We start from the raw sequence: 17,081 nt of genomic DNA on the forward strand, positions 1-17,081 counted from the left end.
CACGGCGCCTGCGGGCAGCCGGTCTACAAGAACAATTCGAGTGAAGCCATGAACATGTACCATGATGCCGACCGTGCCCTGTTGGACCCGATGGAAACCGCCAGTGTCGACGCCCTGCGCGAGCACCAGCTGCAACGGCTGCGCTGGAGCCTGAAACACGCGTACGACAATGTGCCGCTATACCGCAAACGCTTCGACGAATGCGGTGCCCACCCCGATGACTTGACCAGCCTCGAAGACCTGGCGAAGTTCCCCTTCACCGGCAAGAACGACCTGCGCGACAACTACCCCTACGGCATGTTCGCCGTGCCCCAGCAGGAGGTCGTGCGCCTGCATGCATCAAGCGGCACCACCGGCAAACCCACCGTGGTCGGCTACACCCAGAACGACATCGACACTTGGGCCAACGTGGTGGCTCGGTCGATTCGCGCCGCTGGCGGGCGCAAGGGCGACAAAGTGCATGTGTCGTACGGCTACGGCCTGTTCACGGGCGGCCTGGGTGCCCACTACGGTGCCGAGCGGCTGGGGTGCACGGTCATCCCGATGTCCGGCGGGCAAACCGAGAAACAGGTGCAGCTGATCCGCGATTTCCAGCCTGACATCATCATGGTCACGCCCTCCTACATGCTCAATCTGGCCGACGAAATCGAGCGCCAGGGCATCGACCCGCATGACCTCAAGCTGCGCCTGGGCATTTTCGGTGCCGAGCCATGGACCGATGAACTGCGCCGTTCCATCGAGCAACGCCTGGGCATCAACGCCCTGGATATCTACGGCCTTTCGGAAATCATGGGCCCTGGCGTGGCCATGGAGTGCATCGAGACCAAGGATGGCCCGACCATCTGGGAAGACCACTTCTACCCCGAAATCATCGACCCGGTTACCGGTGCGGTGCTGCCCGACGGCCAGCTGGGCGAATTGGTGTTCACTTCACTGAGCAAGGAAGCGCTGCCTATGGTGCGCTACCGCACCCGCGACCTGACCCGATTGCTGCCGGGCACGGCGCGGCCGATGCGACGGATTGGCAAGATCACCGGGCGCAGCGACGACATGCTGATCATTCGCGGGGTTAACGTGTTCCCGACACAGATCGAGGAGCAGGTGCTTAAAATAAAACAGCTTTCAGAGATGTACGAGATTCATTTGTATCGTAATGGCAACCTGGATAGCGTCGAGGTGCATGTGGAATTGCGTGGGGAGTGCCAGCATTTCGATGAGGGGCAGCGCAAGCTGCTGGCCGGGGAGCTGACCAAACAGATCAAGACTTACATTGGCATCAGCACCCAGGTGCGTTTGCAGCCTTGCGGGACGCTGAAACGGTCCGAGGGCAAGGCTTGTCACGTATTTGACAAACGGTTGGCTGGCTGAGTCATCTCAGTCGCCTTTGTAGCCCCGGCCTGGTCCGGGGTTTTTTTGCCTGTGAAACTGTCTGGGGCCGCTCTGCGGCCCAATCGCGACACAAGGCCGCTCCCACAGGAGATCGCGTTCCCTTGTGGGAGCGGCCTTGTGTCACGAAAGGGCTGCGCAGCAGCCCCTCGACCTGAAACCGATACACAAATTTCATTTGATACACATAAAACAGTTTGACGATGCGTTTTGTATCGCATACAAATGACTCATGCCTTAGCAGGAGTCGGAACATGTACGCACAGCTCGTGGAAACCGGTGTCAAGCACGTCAAGTCGCTGGAAGAAATGTCCCCGCAGGAACGCCACTTCCAGGAAAAGATCGACGCCGAAATCAAGATCGAAGCCAAAAACTGGATGCCGGACGCCTACCGCCAAACCCTCATCCGGCAGATCTCCCAGCACGCCCACTCGGAAATCGTCGGTATGCTGCCCGAAGGCAACTGGGTCACCCGCGCCCCCAGCCTCAAGCGCAAACTGCAGCTGATGGCCAAGATCCAGGACGAAGCCGGCCACGGCCTTTACCTGTACAGCGCCATGGAAACCCTCGGCGCCGACCGCGACGAAGAAATCGCCAAACTGCACAGCGGCAAGGCCAAGTACTCGAGCATCTTCAACTACCCCACCCTCAGCTGGGCCGACATGGGCGCGGTAGGCTGGCTGGTCGACGGCGCCGCCATCGTCAACCAGGTGGTGCTGCAGCGCACCTCCTACGGCCCCTACTCCCGCGCCATGATCCGTATCTGCAAGGAAGAGAGCTTCCATCAGCGCCAGGGTTACGAGCTGTTGCTGACCATGATGCGCGAGGGTACCCAGGCGCAGAAGGACATGGTCCAGGACGCCATCAACCGCCTGTGGTGGCCCGCGCTGATGATGTTCGGCCCCAGCGACGAGCACTCCCCCAACAGCGCCCAGTCGATGGCCTGGAAGATCAAGCGCCAGACCAACGACGAACTGCGCCAGCGTTTCATCGACCAGACCGTGCCGCAACTCGAACTGCTGGGCTGCACAGCCCCCGACCCACACCTGAAATGGAACGCCGAACGCGGCCACTACGACTTCGGTGACATCCAGTGGGACGAGTTCTACGAAGTTATCAAGGGCAACGGCCCCTGCAACCAGGAGCGCGTCGCCACCCGCCGCAAGGCCATCGAGGACGGTGCCTGGGTGCGCGAAGCCGCGGTGGCCTATGCACGCAAACAACAGAACAAGAACGCCGCCTGAGCGGCGATTGATGCGGAGATCGAAAATGTCTGTCTGGACCCTTTACGAAGTGTTCGTGCGCAGCAAGCACGGCCTGAACCACAAGCATGTTGGCAGCGTGCACGCCGCCGACGCCGCCATGGCCATTGAGAATGCCCGTGAGCTGTACACCCGCCGCAGCGAAGGCGTGAGCCTGTGGGTGGTGCCGTCGGCGCTGATTACCGCGTCGTCCCCGGACGAGAAAGACCCGCTGTTCGTGCCGTCGGACGACAAGGTGTACCGCCACGCCAGCTTCTACGAACTGCCCGACGAAGTCGGGCACATGTGAGGTTGGCCATGCACAAGCAAGCACTCATCCCCTACCTGCTGTTGCTCGGCGACAGCGCCCTGATCCAGGGCCAGCGCCTGTGTGAATGGTGTGGCCACGCGCCAGCGCTGGAAGAAGAACTGGCCCTGATGAACGTTGGCCTCGACCTGGTCGGCCAGGCGCGTAACTGGCTGGAATATGCCGCCGAGCTGCAGGCGGACGGCCGCGATGCCGACGCCCTGGCGTTCCGCCGTGACGAGCGGGCTTTCCGCAACTTGCTGCTCGTCGAGCAACCCAACGGTGACTACGCCGTGACCATGCTCAAGCAGTTTCTTTATGACGCCTGGCATTACGCCGTGCTGCAAGGCCTGGCCGCTTCGACCGATGAACGCATCGCCGGTATCGCCGCCAAGGCGCTCAAGGAAGTGACCTACCACCTGCGCCGCTCCAGTGAGTGGGTACAGCGCCTGGGCGGCGGCACCGACGAAAGCCGCCGTCGCATGCTCGAGGCGATCCCGGCCCTGTGGCGCTTTACCGTCGAACTGACGGCGGGCAGCGACAGCGAAACCGAACTGGCCCGGGCTGGGGCCATTGCCGACCCTGCCCAGGTGGGTGCGGCATGGCTGAAGCAGGTGAGCGCGATTTTTGCCTCGGTCGAGCTGCCGCTGCCCAAGGCTGCCAGCCACTTCTACCTGAGCGGCCGCCAAGGCCTGCACACCGAGCACCTGGGCTTGCTGCTGGCCGAGATGCAGTTCCTGCCGAGGGCCTACCCCGATGCAACCTGGTGAGCTGATTGCCGGCGACCGTGGCGCCCGCGCGCTGCGCGGTGACGACCTGAGCCGTGCCTGGGCCGTGCTGGGCCAGGTCATGGACCCGGAAGTGCCGGTGGTCAGCGTGGTCGACCTTGGCATCGTTCGCGACCTGGGCTGGCGCGCTGGCCACCTGCATCTGGTGGTCACCCCCACTTATTCCGGCTGCCCGGCCACCGAGGTGATTGAGGGCGACATCCGCGATGCGCTGGAGCAGGCCGGTTTTGCCGCGCCCGACCTGGAGCGGCGCCTGACCCCGGCCTGGAGCACCGACTGGATCAGCCCGCTGGGCCGTGAACGCCTGCGTGCCTATGGCATCGCACCGCCCCAGGGCAGTAGCAGCAAGCGCAGCCTGCTGGGCGAGGCACCCGAGGTGTGCTGCCCGCAATGCGCCAGCCACAACACCGAACTGCTCAGCCAGTTCGGCTCCACGGCCTGCAAGGCGCTATACCGCTGCCGCGAGTGCCTGGAGCCGTTCGACTATTTCAAATGCATTTGAGCCGTGGAGATCACCATGAGCCAGTTTCACAGCCTGACCATCAAGCAAGTGCGCCCGGAAACCCGCGACGCGGTGTCGATTGCTTTCGACGTACCCGCGCATTTGCAGCACACCTTCCGCTTCACCCAAGGGCAATACCTGGTGATGCGCACCCAGCTGGATAACGAGGAAGTGCGCCGTTCCTACTCCATTTGCAGCGCGGTGCAGGACGGCGAGCTTCGCGTGGCGGTAAAACGTGTACCCGGCGGGCGTTTTTCGGCCTTCGCCAACGATGTGCTCAAGGCGGGCCAGCAGCTGGACGTGATGCCACCGGCCGGCAGCTTCTTCGTGCCACTGGAGCCTGCTCGCCGAGGGCATTACCTGGGCGTGGCCGCCGGCAGCGGCATCACCCCGATCCTGTCGATCATCGCCACCACGCTGGACGCAGAACCGAACAGCCGCTTCACCCTGCTGTACGGCAACCGTTCCAGCTCCGGGGCGCTGTTTCGTGACACGCTCGAAGACCTGAAAAACCGCTACCTCAACCGCTTGAACCTGATCTTCGTGTTCAGCCGCGAGCAGCAGGACATCGACCTGTACAACGGCCGCATCGATGCCGACAAGTGCGGCCAGTTGTTTTCCCGCTGGATGGATGTGCCCAGTCTGGATGCGGCCTTCATCTGCGGCCCGCAAGCCATGACCGAAACCGTGCGCGACAGCCTGCAGGCCAATGGCATGGACAAGGCCCGCATCCACTTCGAACTGTTTGCCGCCGCCGGCAGTGAACAGCGCCGTGAAGCCCGTGAAGCTGCCCGCCAGGTGGATGCGGCGCTCAGCCATATCACCGTGATCAGCGATGGCCGCGCGCTCAGTTTCGATTTGCCGCGCAATACCCGGAACGTGCTGGACGCCGGCAACGCCATCGGTGCCGAGCTGCCCTACTCGTGCAAGGCCGGTGTGTGTTCGACCTGCAAGTGCCGGGTGATCGAGGGCGAGGTGGAAATGGACAGCAACCATGCGCTGGAGGACTACGAAGTGGCGGCCGGGTATGTGCTGTCGTGCCAGACGTACCCGATCAGCGACAAGGTAGTACTCGATTTCGACCAATTGTAAGACCGCGTCGCTTTCATCGCGGATAAATCCGCTCCTACAAACGCGTGCCCTTGTAGGAGCGGATTTATCCGCGATGAGGCCCTCAGCAACACCCGCGTGACCTCACCAAAACAATTACAACACCCACGAGATCGCAACCCATGACCCCCGAACACATCGAAACCATCACCAACCACCCCGATTTCCAGCACCTGGTGCGCCGCAAGCGCCGCCTCAATGGCAGCCTGACCCTGGCCATGCTGGTGATCTACTACGGCTTCGTCCTGCTGGTGGCGTTTTCCCCCAGCACCCTCGGCCAGTCCCTTAGCGGCGGCGTGACCACGGTGGGCATGCTGGTCGGCGTGCTCATGGTGCTGTTGTCGTTCGCCCTGACCGGCCTCTACGTGCACCGCGCCAACAACGTGCTCGACCCGCTCAACGACAAGGTCAAGCAGGAGTGCGCGCAATGAACTGGACTGCCATTTCGATGTTCATGGTGTTCGTCTGCTTCACCTTGCTGGTCACCCGCTGGGCCGCCTTGCGCACCCGTTCGGCCAGCGACTTCTACACCGCAGGTGGTGGCCTGACCGGCATGCAGAATGGCCTGGCGATTGCCGGTGACATGATCAGCGCCGCGTCTTTCCTGGGCATTTCGGCAATGATGTTCATGAACGGTTACGACGGCCTGCTTTACGCCCTGGGCGTGCTCGCTGGCTGGCCGATCATCCTGTTCCTGATCGCCGAGCGCCTGCGCAACCTGGGCAAGTACACCTTTGCCGACGTAGTCTCGTACCGCCTGGCACAGACCCCGGTACGCCTCACCTCGGCGTTCGGCACCCTGGCCGTGGCGCTGATGTACCTGGTGGCGCAGATGGTCGGCGCCGGCAAGCTGATCGAACTGCTGTTCGGTATCAGTTACCTGTACGCGGTGATGCTGGTGGGCGTGCTGATGGTGGCTTATGTGACCTTTGGCGGCATGCTGGCCACCACCTGGGTGCAGATCATCAAAGCGGTGATGTTGCTGTCGGGTACCAGTTTCATGGCGTTCATGGTGCTCAAGCACTTTGGCTTCAGCACCGAGGCCATGTTCGCCAACGCCGTGGCCGTGCACGCCAAGGGCCAGGCGATCATGGCCCCGGGCGGGCTGCTGTCCAACCCGGTGGACGCGATTTCTCTGGGGCTGGGCATGATGTTCGGCACTGCCGGCCTGCCGCATATCCTGATGCGCTTTTTCACCGTCAGTGACGCCAAGGAAGCACGCAAGAGCGTGTTCTACGCCACGGGTTTCATTGGCTACTTCTACCTGCTGCTGATCGTCATCGGTTTTGGCGCCATCGTCATGGTGGGCACCGAGCCCGCTTACCGTGATGCCACGGGCGCGATCATCGGCGGCGGCAACATGGTGGCCGTGCACCTGGCCCAGGCCGTGGGCGGCAACCTGTTCCTCGGTTTCATCTCGGCCGTAGCGTTTGCCACCATTCTCGCCGTGGTGGCTGGCCTGGCTCTGTCGGGTGCTTCAGCGGTGTCCCATGACCTGTATGCCTGCGTGGTGCGCAAGGGCCAGGCAACCGAACAGGAAGAAATGCGCGTATCGCGCATCGCCACCCTGGTGATCGGCTTGCTGGCCGTGGTGCTGGGCCTGGTGTTCGAGTCGCAGAACATCGCCTTCCTGTCCGGCCTGGTGCTGGCCGTGGCGGCCTCGGTCAACTTCCCGGTGCTGCTGCTCTCGATGTTCTGGAAGGGCCTGACTACCCGTGGCGCCGTATGCGGCAGCATGGCCGGGCTGCTGTCGGCCATCGTGCTGGTGGTGCTGGGCCCGGCAGTGTGGGTCAACGTGCTGCACAACGAGCGGGCACTGTTCCCTTACAGCAACCCGGCACTGTTCTCCATGAGCCTGGCCTTCCTCGGCGCCTGGGTGTTCTCGGTGACCGACACCTCCGAACGCGCCCAAGAGGAACGCGGCCGCTACCTGGCCCAGTTCATCCGTTCCATGACCGGCATCGGCGCTGCCGGCGCCAGCAAGCACTGATCCTTTCGAACCAATGTCGGGTATAAAAACAATGAACCGCCTGCACCTGAAATCGGCCGCTTGCCTGGCCACCTTTGCCCTGCCCCTGCCCGTCATGGCGGACTTCATCGGCGACAGCCATGCGCGGCTGGAACTGCGCAACCACTACATCAACCGCGACTTCCGCCAGAGCAATGCTCCTCAGGCCAAGGCCGAAGAATGGGGCCAGGGCTTTACCGCGCGCCTTGAGTCCGGCTTTACCGATGGCCCGGTCGGCTTTGGTGTGGATGCCATTGGCGAGTTGGGCATCAAGCTCGACTCCAGCCGTGACCGGCGCAACACGGGCCTGCTGCCATTCGGCCCCAACAGCCACGAGCCGGTGGACGACTACAGCGAACTGGGGCTCACCGGCAAGGTGCGGGTGTCGAAAAGCACCCTGCGCGTAGGCACCTTGCAGCCCATCCTGCCGGTGATTGTCTATAACGACAGCCGCCTGCTGTCCACGACCTTCCAGGGTGGCCAGCTGACCAGCCAGGACATCAATGGCCTGACACTCAATGCCGGGCGCCTGACCAAGGTCAACCTGCGGGATTCGTCTGGCCGCGAAGACATGGGCTACGGCGCCGCTGTCAGCGACAACCTGGACTTCGCCGGCGGCAGCTACGCACTCACCCCGCAAACCAGCATCAGCTACTACTACGCCAAGCTCGAAGACATCTACCGCCAGCAATTCGTTGGCTTGGTTGACACACGCCCGTTGGCCGAAGGCGTCAGCCTGCGTACCGACCTGCGCTACTTCGACAGCCGCGAAGACGGCGCCCAGCGTGCCGGCAGCATCGACAACCGCAACTTCAACGCCATGTTCACCCTGGGCGTAAAGGCGCACAAGTTCACCGCCACCTGGCAGCAGATGTCGGGCGACAGTGCCTTCCCGTTCGTCAACGGTGGCGACCCGTTCACCGTCAACCTGGTCACCTACAACACCTTCACCCGCGCCGGCCTGGACTCCTGGCAGGTGCGCTACGACTACGACTTCGTGGCCATGGGCATCCCCGGCCTGAGCTTCATGACCCGCTACACCGACGGCCGTCATGCCGAAACCGCCACGGTCAGCAACGGCCGTGAGCGCGAGCGCGACACCGACCTCACCTACGTCATCCAGAGCGGCCCGTTCAAGGACGTCAGCCTGCGCTGGCGCAATGTCACTTTCCGGTCCGGCAACGGCCTGACCAATGCCCTGGACGAAAACCGCCTGATCATCGGCTACACCCTGGCGCTGTGGTAAGCGCGCCCCTTGAAGGAGTACACCATGTCTGAAGCCCCTACCCTGCAAAGTTTCATTGCCGGCCGCTGGATCGGCCAGCACGGCGCCCAGGCCCTGCGCAGCGCCCTCGACGGCCACGTGCTGGCCTACAGCCACGAAGAGCGCTCGGATTTCGCCGAAGCGGTGGACTTTGCCCGCGCCCGTGGCCTGGCTGAATTGATGGCCATGGACTTCCAGCAACGCGCGGCACGGCTCAAAGCCATCGCGCTGTACCTGGCCGAGCGCAAAGAGCAGCTTTACGCGTTGTCGCACCACAGCGGCGCCACCCGTGCCGACAGCTGGATCGACATCGAAGGCGGCAACGCCACGCTGTTCGCCTACGCGGGTATTGGCAGCCGCGAACTGCCGTCGGGCAACCTGGTGCACGAAGGCCCCGCAATCCCGCTGGGCAAGCAAGGCCACTTCGCCGGCAGCCACATCCTGGTGCCACGGGCCGGTGTTGCCGTGCACATCAACGCATTCAACTTCCCGATCTGGGGCATGCTCGAGAAGTTCGCGCCAACCTTCCTGGCCGGCATGCCGTGCATCGTCAAGCCTGCCACCTCCACCAGCTACCTGACAGAAGCCGTGGTGCGGCTGATGAATGAGTCGGGGTTGCTGCCTGCCGGCAGCCTGCAGTTGGTGATCGGCAGCACCGGTGACCTGCTCGACCGCCTGCAAGGCCAGGACGTGGTCACCTTCACCGGTTCCGCCGACACGGCAGCCAAACTGCGCGTCACGCCCAACCTGATCCGCAATTCGGTGCCCTTCACCGCCGAAGCCGATTCGCTCAACTGCGCCATTCTGGGCCCGGACGTGAGCCCGGACAGTGAAGCGTTCGACCTGTACATCAAAGAGGTGGTGCGCGAAATGACCACCAAGGCCGGGCAGAAATGCACCGCCATCCGCCGCGCGATCGTGCCGGCCAAGCACCTGGACGCCGTGGCCAGCCGCCTACGCGAGCGTTTGAGCAAAGTGGTAGTCGGCGACCCGTCGGTGGAAGGTGTGCGCATGGGCGCCCTTGCCTCCCATGACCAGCAGCGTGACGTGGGCGAGCGGGTGCGCAGCCTGCTGCAAAGTTGCGACCAGGTGTTTGGCGCCAGCGACGGCTTCAGCCCGCGCGGTGAAGGTGTGGCCGAAGGCGCCTTCTTTGCCCCGACCCTGTTGCATGCCCGCAATCCGCATGCCGAGGGCGGCGCGCACGACATCGAAGCGTTCGGCCCGGTCAGCACCCTGATGGCGTACGACGACCTCGACGAAGCCTTGGCTTTGGCTGCCCGCGGCAAGGGTAGCCTGGTGGCGACGCTGGTGACCGCTGACCGCGCCGTTGCCGCCAAGGCCATCCCTGTGGCGGCCGCCTGGCATGGCCGTTTGCTGGTACTGGACAGCGAAGCAGCCAAGGAATCAACCGGCCACGGCTCTCCCCTGCCCCAGCTCAAGCACGGCGGCCCCGGGCGTGCCGGCGGTGGTGAAGAACTGGGCGGCCTGCGTGCGGTCAAGCACTACCTGCAGCGCGCTGCCGTGCAGGGTTCGCCGAGCATGCTCGCAGCCGTCACCGGTGAATACGTGCGCGGTGCCGAGGTGATCGAGACCGACGTTCATCCGTTCCGCCGCCATTTTGAAGAGCTGCGCATCGGCGAGTCGCTGCTTACCCACCGCCGCACCGTGACCGAAGCCGACCTGGTCAACTTTGGCTGCCTCTCGGGCGACCATTTCTACATGCACTTCGACGAAATCGCCGCCAAGGCGTCGCAGTTCGGCAAGCGCATCGCCCACGGCTATTTCGTACTGTCCGCCGCCGCCGGGCTATTCGTTTCACCAGGTGAAGGGCCGGTGCTGGCCAACTATGGGCTGGATACGCTGCGGTTCATCAACCCGGTGGGAATCGGCGACACCATCCAGGCGCGGCTCACCTGCAAGCGCAAGATTGACCAGGGCAAGAGCAGCCCGCTGGGGCAGCCGCAGGGTGTGGTGGCGTGGGACGTGGAGGTGACCAACCAGTTGGGGGAACTGGTGGCCAGTTACGACATTCTGACCTTGGTCCTCAAAAAGCAAGGCGTATAATGCTATTCACTTAAGATCGCCGGGGCCGCTTTGCGGCCCCTGCATTTTTGGGTGCGGGCCGCTCCTACGCATCCACTGCCGTGGTGGACCTGCTGCCAGACACGCGCCAACTCACCGCCGTAATCCCATAGCGCTCCGCCATCGGCCTGCTGATCTTTCTGATCTTCTCCCGCCCGAACTTGGGAATGATGCCGATCCCCGCATCGCAGCTCGCCCAATGCCACGCCTCAGCATTGTCGAGGCGGTCCAGGCGGATGATGAAACTGCGTGGCTGGCCATGCAGTTGGTAATCGATGATGTACAGCTGGGGGTTAGGCATCACGGGGCCTCCTCTTCTCCATGGATGACTCAATCATTGAGTGAGGCGCGCCGTGAAGATTCAAAAAACTTACGCATGCACACTCCATTGTGTGACGTCCGCCTCGACGGGCAGTTCGTCGATGGCATGGATCAGCCCGCAATCCAGCGCCTCGCGAGGCCCCAGAATGCGTGGGTAGGCCATCAGGTAACGCGGCACATCGAGCGTTTCGGCACTGCCTTCTGTGCGCTCGGCAACAATTTGCGCATACAGCCGCAGGTCGTAATCCAGGCTCATTGCATATTCGGCCATGCGCGCGTGGTCCACCGAGCCATGCAGCGTCCAGTGGAACGGGTGGAACAGGAACTTGCTGTAGCTGCAGGCGGTGCGGTGTTCGCCCGCCAGGAACAGGATGTTGCCCATGGACTCCACGGTGCCCAGGTTGTGCGTGTGTACCGGCACCGGTAAAGCCCGCAAAAAGTTGTACAGGGTAAAACCGTAGCTGCATTCCCCGCCCATGGTGGCGATGTTCAATTGCAGCACCTCAGCCCCCTGTTGCAGCACTTTGGCGCACGTATTGATCAGGTTGCCGCAGGTGGACGAGTTGATTGGGCCGGTGAAATGGATGATGTGTCTGGCCATGTTTGCCTCCAGGGTTGGCGGGGCCTTCCTGTAATGCCGCCCTACGGTGGAAACACGCACCGGCACAAAGTTCACCTGTGGCGCCGGACGGCCACTGGTCAACTGTGCTGAACCCTTGCCGCGCTGCTCAGGTCACACCTCAAAGGACGTAGCGAGGATGGCGGCGTGACTGAAACCCACAGCAAAAACGCAACGACCGGTACACAAGAGCAAATTGCCACGGTGCACCGCCTGAATGTGCTGACCATCAATGTGCACAAGGGCTTCACGCCGTTGAACCGGCGCTTCATCCTGCCGGAGCTGCGTGAGGCCGTGCGCGCCACGGGTGCAGACCTGGTATTTCTGCAGGAGGTGCACGGCAGCCATCAGCACCATGCACAGCGCCACCCTCACTGGCCGCAGACGCCGCAATACGAGTTTCTGGCCGACAGCATGTGGCCGCAGTTCGCCTACGGGCGCAACGCGGTGTACCCCCACGGCGACCACGGCAACGCCTTGCTGTCGAAGTTTCCCATTGCCGATCACCGCAACCTCGACGTGTCGATCCATGGCAACGAGGAACGCGGGCTGCTGCACTGCCAACTGGACGTGCCGGGCCACACTCAAGTGCATGCCGTGTGCGTGCACCTTGGGCTGCGTGAAGCCCACCGCCGTCGTCAGGTGCAGCTGTTGCTGGAATTGCTGGAAAGCTTGCCTGCCGATGCCCCTGTCATTGTTGCCGGTGATTTCAACGACTGGCGCCTGAAAGCAGATGCGGTGTTGTCGAAGCAGCTGGTGGAGGTATTCGGCGAGCGTTTTGGCAGCCCTGCACGCAGCTTCCCGGCCCGTTTGCCATGGTTGCGGCTCGACCGCATCTACCTGCGTAATGCCGAGCCGGCCAAGGCCCAGGTACTGGCCAAATACCCGTGGTCGCATTTGTCCGACCACGCCCCCTTGGCGGCGGAGGTGCACCTGTGAACAGGTCTTGGGTGGACGGTAATCAGGTAGAGCTGCTGATCAACGGTGAGCAGTATTACCCAAGGGTGTTCGAGGCCATGGCCCAGGCGCAGGAAGAAATCCTGCTGGAAACCTTCATCATCTTCGACGACAAGGTTGGCCAGCAGCTGCGCCAGGTGCTGATTCACGCGGCGCGCCGGGGCGTGCGGGTAGAATTGGCGGTTGACGGCTATGGCACGGCGGACCTGCCTGACGGCTTCATTGCCTCCATGACCGAAGCGGGCGTGTGCTTTCATGCGTTCGACCCCCAGCCCCGCCTGGCCGGCATGCGCACCAACCTGTTCCGTCGGCTGCACCGTAAGATCGTGGTGGTCGATGGCAAACGAGCGTTCATTGGCGGGATCAATTACAGCGCCGACCATTTGGGCGACTACGGGCCGATGGCGAAGCAGGATTATGCCGTTGAGGTCACCGGGCCGGTGGTGGCGCAGTTGCATGCGGCCAGCCAGCGGCTGATGGCGCCGGTGCTGCAACCGCCGAGTGCCGTGCGCCCCGCCTTGCAACGCACTGGCCCTGCCAGCGCATTGTTCGTGGAGCGCGACAACGGGCGCCATCGCACCGACATCGAACTGAGTTACCTGCAAGGCATACGTGCCGCCCGTACGCGCATCATGGTGGCCAACGCGTATTTCTTCCCGGGCTACCGGCTGCTGCGCGAGCTGCGCAATGCGGCCCGGCGCGGTGTCGAGGTGACCCTGATTTTGCAGGGGCAACCGGACATGCGCTGGGTGCGGGCGCTGTCGCGCCTGCTGTACAACTACCTGCTGCGCGATGGCGTACACATTCATGAGTATTGCCAGAGGCCGTTGCACGGCAAGGTCGCCCTGGTTGATGACGAGTGGGCCACGGTCGGTTCCAGCAACCTGGACCCACTGAGCCTGTCGTTCAACCTGGAGGCAAACCTGCTGATTCGCGATCGCGCCTTCAACCGGCAGCTTCACCAGCACCTCGCCACACTGGCCAGCGAGCAATGCAAGGCCGTGACGCTGGAACGCATGATCCGCGGCTATTGGTGGCGGGCGCCGCTGATCTTTGCGGGGTTCCACCTGACGCGCTACTTCCCGCGCATTGCCGGCTGGTTTCCGGCGCACCGGCAGAAGCTGCGCTCGGTACAACCGGAAATTGACGCACACAGGGATTTGCACGAGGGCAATACCTGATGGCACAGCCGGCCTGGCAGACCTGGGGCAAGCGCGTGCTGACCCTGTTGTTCGTGCTGTTGATCCCGGCGTTGCTGTACACGCTGGCCAGCAACCTGGACTGGCAGGAGGTGCGTCAGTCGCTGCTCGCCTACAAAGCCAGTACTTTGGCCATCGGCCTGGCCCTGGCCTTGTGCAGTTACCTCACGTTCGCCAGCTATGACCTGCTGGCCCGCGCCTACACAGGGCATCAGCTGCCGGCCCGGCAGATCTTGCCGGTGGCGTTCGTGTGCTATGCCTTCAACCTCAACTTCACCACCTGGGTGGGCGGTGTGGCCCTGCGTTACCGGTTGTACAGCCGGCTCGGGCTGGACACGGGCACCATCACCAGGATCCTGACGCTTGGCCTGCTGACCAACTGGATGGGCTACATGCTCATTGCCGGTACGGTGTTCGCCTTGCGCCTGGTCAAGCTGCCGGCAAACTGGGCAGTCGGTGAAACAGGGCTGCAGCTGATCGGCTTGCTGTTGCTGGCGATCGCGCTCGCCTACCTGCTGGCCTGTACCTTTGCCAAGCGCCGTACCTGGCAGTTTCGCGGCCATGAAATCATGTTGCCTTCATGGCGCCTGGCGCTGTGCCAGGTGGTACTGGGGGCGTGCAACTGGGCCTTGATGGCAACCTTGATTTACTGGCTGCTGCCGCAAGGCCTGTTCTACCCGACGGTGCTGGGCATTCTGCTGATCAGTTGCGTGGCCGGCGTGGTGGCGCACATACCCGCCGGGCTCGGCGTGCTGGAGGCGGTGTTCCTGGCGCTGCTGCACGGGCAGCTGGGCCAGGGCAGCCTGGTGGCGTCGTTGCTGGGCTATCGCACGCTGTATTACCTCATTCCCTTACTGCTGGCGATAGGCATCTACCTGGTGCTGGAAAAACGCGCCCGGGCCATGCGCCAGCATCGGGAAGGCTCGCTGCGCAAATCCTGAGCTGCACTCAGAACAAGACGCGACGGAAGGCCTTGGCGGCCAGGTGCACCTGCACCGACCAGTCCTCTGCCGCATCACTGCCGGCATCATCGGAGATGTACTTCAGGCACACGAACGGGATGCCCTCATCGCGGGCGATCAGTGCGAACACGTAGGCTTCCATATCGACGATGTCATACGGCACGTCGCCGTGGTTCACTTCGAAGCTGTCGCCACTGCCACAGGTTTCAACGGGCAGCCCGGCAATCACCTCGCCATGCTCCAGGAACACGGGCACGTCAGAAAGCGGCGTCTGGTAGCGCTCGAAGCCCAATGGTCTCACATCCATGTCGCGCTGCACGAAGCGCGTGCAGCACACCACCTCGCCCTTGCCGTGGCGTTGGCTGCCGGCCGAGCCGAGATTGACGATCAGTTTGGGGCGGTGTTGCTGGATGGCTTTGGTCAGCGCAATGGCGGCGTTGACCTTGCCGATACCGGTGAACACGGTGTTGACGTCGGCAAACACGTCCCCCGCCTCTGCCTCCAGGGCAAAAACGAACAGGGTGTCGGCAAGGGAAATGGCAGGGAAATGTGTGTTGAGCAACATAGGGCGGTAGGTCCGAATGGCCTGCGTGGGTGGCAGCCATTGTCGGTATCTACCGGGGGATTGCAAGCGCTGGCAACGACCGGGGCATTACAAGCCATTGCAGTGCCAGGTTGCCCCGGCACTGCATTGCAAGGCTTACGAACGGCCGCCTTTGTGGCCTTGTTCGCGGTCTTGCTTCTCGCGGTCCTGGGTCATGTTGCCACCGGAGGATTGGCCACCTTTGCGGCCTGCTTCGGATGCTTTCTGCCGGTCATTGGCGAAATTGCCTGGGTTTTTGTTACCACCTTGGCTGCCCATGCGGCTGTTCTCTTTGTTGGCCATGGTCTTGAAACCTCATGTGACTTCAGGATGCACGGCAAGCGCCGTACACAATGTCGGAGTATGGCAACACGGCGGGATTCGTTTTATTGCAGGGGCTTCGGACCGGTGGCGTTAAATAAACGGTGGTTGTGTATTTGGCGCGCCAGCTGCCGTCGCAGGTTCCTGGCCCAGATTTTGCGCCTCCAGTTGCCGCTGCCGGCGCCCCAGCCAGCCGCCAGCAAGACCCCAGCCCAAGGCGATGACTGCACCCATCAACATGGCCAATTGCGGATGGTCGCCGATCACATCCAGTGCCCGTTTAACCCAGCCGCTCAAGGCATCACCGCCGCGGTACACCACGGTATCAATGAAATTCTTGGCTTTGTACTTGTCCTCGGCGGGCAGTACGGTGAACAGCATTTCCCGCCCAGGGCGCACCAGGGCGTACTCGCCCGCCCGGCGCACCACCATCACCACCACGAACACGGCAAACACGGGCGCCAGCGCCAGCCACACAAAGCCCGCCGCCATCACCAACGGCACCGCCACCAGTAATACGCCAACCCCCAGACGCCGGGCCAGGCGGCCGGTGATGAACACTTGGGTGAGGATGGCCAAGGCTTGCACCACGGTGTCGATCAGGCCGAATACCTGCGTCTGGCGGGTGCGATCGGTGAAGGTTTCGCTGACGATGCGGGCCTGTTCGAAATACAGGAAGGTGCTGACGCTGGCCAACAGCACCACGAACAGTGCGATGCCCAACAGGTAGGGTGAGCGCAGCACGGCCGTCGCCCCGGCAAACGGGTTGCCGCCCAACGGGCGGGAGGCCGGGTGTTCGGCCGTGGCGGGTAACGGATGGCGGTCACGCCAGCGCTGCAGGGCGATACTCGCGCCAACGCTGCCAATCAGGAACAACGCAGCCAGCACCACCAGCCCTGCATGCCCCAGGGGCGCCACCAGCAAGGTGCCCAGGATCGGCCCGCTGAGCCCGCCCAGGCTGGCCCCGGCCGCCAGCAACCCGAAAAGGCGTTTGCCCTGCTCGGTGCTGAACAGGTCGGCAAGCACGCTCCAGGCCAGGGAGATGGTCAGCAGATTGAACACCGACAGCCAGATGTAAAAGGCCCGCGCGTGCCACAGGTCGTCCGGGTTGTAGGCGAACAGTACGGCAAACAGCAACAGGTTGGTGGCAAAAAAACCGTAGGTCCACGGCAGGATATGCCGACGCCGCACCCGGGAAGCCAGCCAGCCGAACAGCGGCAGGCACACCAGGGTGGCAATGAAGGTGCCCGTGAACAGCCACTGCAGGTTGTCGACTCCCCCCGCCACCCCCATGGTTTCGCGCACCGGCCGGAGCATGAAATAGCCCGTGAACAGCAAGTAGAACAGCGCCAGCCCGGCCATTACCGCCGGGCCTTCACCGGGCTTGACGTTCAGCCCTTGCTCGATGCGCGCTCGCCAGGTGCTCATGGC

Annotated in this window: 17 protein-coding genes and 1 pseudogene; 13 read left to right on the forward strand and 5 right to left on the reverse strand. The window is 63.2% G+C overall.

Annotated elements, in window-relative coordinates; all coding sequences use genetic code 11:
• The first annotated feature begins 48 nt into the window (after nt 1-48).
• The 10 genes and pseudogenes from paaK to paaZ all read left to right on the forward strand — a co-directional run bounded on the left by paaK (nt 49) and on the right by paaZ (nt 10,670).
• Entirely contained in the window at nt 49-1,368 is a 1,320-nt protein-coding gene (gene paaK / locus PVV54_RS13015; protein ID WP_274910337.1) for a phenylacetate--CoA ligase PaaK, read from the forward strand.
• Nucleotides 1,369-1,640: 272 nt separating this feature from the next.
• Nucleotides 1,641-2,630, forward strand: coding sequence for a 1,2-phenylacetyl-CoA epoxidase subunit PaaA (paaA, locus tag PVV54_RS13020; RefSeq protein ID WP_274910338.1), 990 nt, complete (start codon nt 1,641-1,643; stop codon nt 2,628-2,630).
• Nucleotides 2,631-2,655: 25 nt separating this feature from the next.
• Nucleotides 2,656-2,937: a 1,2-phenylacetyl-CoA epoxidase subunit PaaB gene (gene paaB, locus PVV54_RS13025; protein ID WP_008096376.1), complete on the forward strand. Its 282-nt coding sequence runs from the start codon at nt 2,656-2,658 to the stop codon at nt 2,935-2,937.
• Nucleotides 2,938-2,945: 8 nt separating this feature from the next.
• Complete coding sequence (paaC, locus tag PVV54_RS13030) at nt 2,946-3,704, forward strand: 1,2-phenylacetyl-CoA epoxidase subunit PaaC (protein WP_274910339.1); 759 nt, start codon at nt 2,946-2,948, stop codon at nt 3,702-3,704.
• Nucleotides 3,691-4,224 (forward strand): 1,2-phenylacetyl-CoA epoxidase subunit PaaD, encoded by a 534-nt coding sequence (gene paaD, locus PVV54_RS13035; RefSeq protein ID WP_274910340.1) that lies wholly within the window; start codon nt 3,691-3,693, stop codon nt 4,222-4,224. The genes paaC and paaD overlap by 14 nt, the downstream gene beginning before the upstream one ends.
• A gap of 15 nt (nt 4,225-4,239) precedes the next feature.
• Entirely contained in the window at nt 4,240-5,316 is a 1,077-nt protein-coding gene (gene paaE, locus PVV54_RS13040) for a 1,2-phenylacetyl-CoA epoxidase subunit PaaE (RefSeq protein WP_274910341.1), read from the forward strand.
• A 140-nt stretch (nt 5,317-5,456) separates the two neighbouring features.
• The gene (locus PVV54_RS13045) at nt 5,457-5,765 is read left to right on the forward strand and encodes a DUF485 domain-containing protein (RefSeq protein ID WP_274910342.1); all 309 of its coding nucleotides are present in this window, start codon (nt 5,457-5,459) and stop codon (nt 5,763-5,765) included.
• Nucleotides 5,756-7,324: pseudogene (locus PVV54_RS13050) on the forward strand (cation acetate symporter); the annotation flags it as partial. The gene PVV54_RS13045 and the pseudogene PVV54_RS13050, both read left to right, overlap by 10 nt.
• A 31-nt stretch (nt 7,325-7,355) precedes the next feature.
• Nucleotides 7,356-8,588, forward strand: a complete 1,233-nt coding sequence (locus PVV54_RS13055; RefSeq protein WP_274910343.1) for an OprD family porin — start codon at nt 7,356-7,358, stop codon at nt 8,586-8,588.
• Between the two features lie 24 nt (nt 8,589-8,612).
• Nucleotides 8,613-10,670 carry a phenylacetic acid degradation bifunctional protein PaaZ gene (paaZ, locus tag PVV54_RS13060; RefSeq protein WP_274910344.1) on the forward strand — a complete coding sequence of 686 codons (2,058 nt, stop codon included), beginning with the start codon at nt 8,613-8,615 and terminating at the stop codon, nt 10,668-10,670.
• 64 nt (nt 10,671-10,734) lie between these two features.
• Here paaZ and PVV54_RS13065 read toward each other — a convergent pair whose 3' ends face one another.
• Nucleotides 10,735-10,989, reverse strand: a complete 255-nt coding sequence (locus PVV54_RS13065) for a DUF6555 family protein (RefSeq protein WP_274910345.1) — start codon at nt 10,987-10,989, stop codon at nt 10,735-10,737.
• A 69-nt stretch (nt 10,990-11,058) separates the two neighbouring features.
• Nucleotides 11,059-11,610: an ATP-dependent Clp protease proteolytic subunit gene (locus PVV54_RS13070; protein ID WP_274910346.1), complete on the reverse strand. Its 552-nt coding sequence runs from the start codon at nt 11,608-11,610 to the stop codon at nt 11,059-11,061.
• A gap of 165 nt (nt 11,611-11,775) precedes the next feature.
• Here PVV54_RS13070 and PVV54_RS13075 point away from each other — a divergent pair, with 165 nt between their 5' ends.
• Genes PVV54_RS13075 through PVV54_RS13085 form a run of 3 tightly spaced genes read left to right on the forward strand, consistent with a single transcriptional unit; the run spans nt 11,776 to nt 14,725 of the window.
• Nucleotides 11,776-12,567: an endonuclease/exonuclease/phosphatase family protein gene (locus tag PVV54_RS13075; protein WP_274910347.1), complete on the forward strand. Its 792-nt coding sequence runs from the start codon at nt 11,776-11,778 to the stop codon at nt 12,565-12,567.
• Nucleotides 12,564-13,766, forward strand: coding sequence for a cardiolipin synthase ClsB (gene clsB / locus PVV54_RS13080; protein ID WP_274910348.1), 1,203 nt, complete (start codon nt 12,564-12,566; stop codon nt 13,764-13,766). The genes PVV54_RS13075 and clsB overlap by 4 nt, the downstream gene beginning before the upstream one ends.
• Nucleotides 13,766-14,725 carry a lysylphosphatidylglycerol synthase domain-containing protein gene (locus PVV54_RS13085; RefSeq protein WP_274910349.1) on the forward strand — a complete coding sequence of 320 codons (960 nt, stop codon included), beginning with the start codon at nt 13,766-13,768 and terminating at the stop codon, nt 14,723-14,725. The genes clsB and PVV54_RS13085 overlap by 1 nt, the downstream gene beginning before the upstream one ends.
• Before the next feature lie 7 nt (nt 14,726-14,732).
• Here PVV54_RS13085 and PVV54_RS13090 read toward each other — a convergent pair whose 3' ends face one another.
• The 3 genes from PVV54_RS13090 to PVV54_RS13100 form a co-directional block, all read right to left on the reverse strand.
• Nucleotides 14,733-15,311: a 5'-methylthioadenosine/S-adenosylhomocysteine nucleosidase family protein gene (locus PVV54_RS13090; RefSeq protein ID WP_274910350.1), complete on the reverse strand. Its 579-nt coding sequence runs from the start codon at nt 15,309-15,311 to the stop codon at nt 14,733-14,735.
• Between the two features lie 135 nt (nt 15,312-15,446).
• Nucleotides 15,447-15,632, reverse strand: a complete 186-nt coding sequence (locus PVV54_RS13095) for a general stress protein (protein ID WP_274910351.1) — start codon at nt 15,630-15,632, stop codon at nt 15,447-15,449.
• 111 nt (nt 15,633-15,743) lie between these two features.
• Entirely contained in the window at nt 15,744-17,078 is a 1,335-nt protein-coding gene (locus PVV54_RS13100) for an NTP/NDP exchange transporter (RefSeq protein WP_274910352.1), read from the reverse strand.
• Nucleotides 17,079-17,081: the final 3 nt, after the last annotated feature.

It is taken from the genome of Pseudomonas sp. PSKL.D1 (assembly GCF_028898945.1).
Taxonomy (GTDB): Bacteria; Pseudomonadota; Gammaproteobacteria; order Pseudomonadales; family Pseudomonadaceae; genus Aquipseudomonas.

Coding starts and splice junctions, on each gene's coding strand:
- paaK (WP_274910337.1), top strand. CDS start 49: ATGAACATGTACCATGATGCCGACCGTGCCCTGTTGGACCCGATGGAA.
- paaA (WP_274910338.1), top strand. CDS start 1,641: ATGTACGCACAGCTCGTGGAAACCGGTGTCAAGCACGTCAAGTCGCTG.
- paaB (WP_008096376.1), top strand. CDS start 2,656: ATGTCTGTCTGGACCCTTTACGAAGTGTTCGTGCGCAGCAAGCACGGC.
- paaC (WP_274910339.1), top strand. CDS start 2,946: ATGCACAAGCAAGCACTCATCCCCTACCTGCTGTTGCTCGGCGACAGC.
- paaD (WP_274910340.1), top strand. CDS start 3,691: ATGCAACCTGGTGAGCTGATTGCCGGCGACCGTGGCGCCCGCGCGCTG.
- paaE (WP_274910341.1), top strand. CDS start 4,240: ATGAGCCAGTTTCACAGCCTGACCATCAAGCAAGTGCGCCCGGAAACC.
- PVV54_RS13045 (WP_274910342.1), top strand. CDS start 5,457: ATGACCCCCGAACACATCGAAACCATCACCAACCACCCCGATTTCCAG.
- PVV54_RS13055 (WP_274910343.1), top strand. CDS start 7,356: ATGAACCGCCTGCACCTGAAATCGGCCGCTTGCCTGGCCACCTTTGCC.
- paaZ (WP_274910344.1), top strand. CDS start 8,613: ATGTCTGAAGCCCCTACCCTGCAAAGTTTCATTGCCGGCCGCTGGATC.
- PVV54_RS13065 (WP_274910345.1), bottom strand. CDS start 10,989: ATGCCTAACCCCCAGCTGTACATCATCGATTACCAACTGCATGGCCAG.
- PVV54_RS13070 (WP_274910346.1), bottom strand. CDS start 11,610: ATGGCCAGACACATCATCCATTTCACCGGCCCAATCAACTCGTCCACC.
- PVV54_RS13085 (WP_274910349.1), top strand. CDS start 13,766: ATGGCACAGCCGGCCTGGCAGACCTGGGGCAAGCGCGTGCTGACCCTG.
- PVV54_RS13090 (WP_274910350.1), bottom strand. CDS start 15,311: ATGTTGCTCAACACACATTTCCCTGCCATTTCCCTTGCCGACACCCTG.
- PVV54_RS13095 (WP_274910351.1), bottom strand. CDS start 15,632: ATGGCCAACAAAGAGAACAGCCGCATGGGCAGCCAAGGTGGTAACAAA.
- PVV54_RS13100 (WP_274910352.1), bottom strand. CDS start 17,078: ATGAGCACCTGGCGAGCGCGCATCGAGCAAGGGCTGAACGTCAAGCCC.